This is a genomic window from Shimia sediminis (assembly GCF_003990645.1).
Lineage (GTDB): Bacteria > Pseudomonadota > Alphaproteobacteria > Rhodobacterales > Rhodobacteraceae > Shimia > Shimia sediminis.
Genome location: NZ_RYZK01000030.1, coordinates 1 through 1,578, shown reverse-complemented (window position 1 = coordinate 1,578; position 1,578 = coordinate 1). Strand labels below are relative to the sequence as shown.

Below are 1,578 nucleotides of genomic sequence, written 5' to 3'. Positions count from 1 at the left end.
TTTTTTTAATGCTCAAATAATTTATTGAAGTAAATCAGCCTTTAAAAAATCGTTAAAATTGAGAATTTTCAAAAAAACATACAAAAACTGATAAAGAAAATATTTGTGAGAAAAATCCTTTTGGAATTTAGTATTCTTCAGCTCCTTCACCTTCTCCTTCTCCAGAATCCATACCAACTTCTTCATAATCCTTCTCAAGGGCAGCCAAATCTTCACGAGCTTCAGAAAATTCTCCTTCCTCCATACCTTCCCCAACATACCAATGTACAAATGCACGCTTAGCATACATCAGATCGAACTTATGGTCAAGACGAGCCCAAGCCTCGGCAATAGCTGTAGTATTTGACAACATGCACACAGCACGTTGTACTTTAGCCAAATCACCACCAGGAACAACGGTTGGTGGTTGATAGTTAATACCAACTTTGAATCCAGTGGGACACCAATCAACAAACTGGATGGTTCTCTTGGTCTTGATAGTAGCAATAGCTGCATTTACATCCTTGGGAACAACATCACCTCGGTACAACATGCAACAAGCCATGTATTTTCCATGTCGTGGGTCACATTTTACCATCTGATTGGCAGGTTCGAAGCAGGCATTGGTAATTTCAGCAACTGATAGTTGCTCATGGTAAGCCTTTTCAGCAGAGATAACAGGAGCATAGGTGACAAGAGGGAAATGAATACGTGGGTATGGCACCAAATTAGTTTGGAATTCAGTTAAGTCGACGTTTAATGCACCATCGAAACGTAAGGATGCTGTTATCGAAGATACAATCTGTCCAATTAGCCTGTTCAGGTTGGTATAAGTAGGGCGTTCGATGTCCAAATTTCTTCTACAAATGTCATAGATAGCTTCGTTGTCAACCATGAAAGCGCAGTCGGAATGTTCCAACGTAGTATGGGTGGTAAGAATTGAATTGTAGGGCTCAACTACAGCTGTGGAAACTTGGGGTGCTGGGTAGATAGCAAATTCAAGTTTAGATTTCTTTCCATAATCAACAGAGAGCCTTTCCATGAGTAGGGAGGTAAAACCGGATCCAGTGCCTCCACCAAATGAATGGAAAATGAGGAAGCCTTGTAAACCTGTACATTGGTCAGCAAGTTTACGAATCCTATCTAATACCAGATCTACGATTTCTTTTCCAATCGTGTAGTGACCACGGGCATAGTTGTTAGCAGCATCTTCTTTGCCAGTAATTAGTTGTTCTGGGTGGAATAATTGCCTGTAGGTACCAGTTCTAACTTCATCTACCACAGTTGGTTCAAGGTCGACAAAAACTGCCCTGGGAACATGCTTTCCAGCTCCAGTCTCGCTGAAGAAAGTATTGAAACTGTCATCACCGCCTCCTACAGTTTTATCAGATGGCATCTGACCATCAGGTTGGATTCCATGCTCAAGGCAGTATAATTCCCAACAGGCATTACCGATCTGGACACCGGCTTGTCCAACATGTACTGAGATACACTCACGCATATTGTCGAATAAACTTTAAATTTAGTTCAGAATAAAGAAAAGCTTAAGAGTCGTTTGAGGTAGCTAGTAATGCAGCTTCTCAAACAGCAGACTGTTTT

Annotated in this window: 1 protein-coding gene; it reads right to left on the bottom strand. The window is 41.1% G+C overall.

Going from position 1 to position 1,578, the window contains the following annotated elements:
* Positions 1-127: 127 nt before the first annotated feature.
* On the bottom strand, positions 128-1,480 hold the full coding sequence (locus tag EK369_RS21200; protein ID WP_127116272.1) for a tubulin alpha chain: 1,353 nt from the start codon (positions 1,478-1,480) through the stop codon (positions 128-130).
* Between the last annotated feature and the right edge of the window lie 98 nt (positions 1,481-1,578).

Excerpts from the sequence above, each read along its gene's own strand:
- EK369_RS21200 (WP_127116272.1), bottom strand. The coding sequence starts at position 1,480 with ATGCGTGAGTGTATCTCAGTACATGTTGGACAAGCCGGTGTCCAGATC.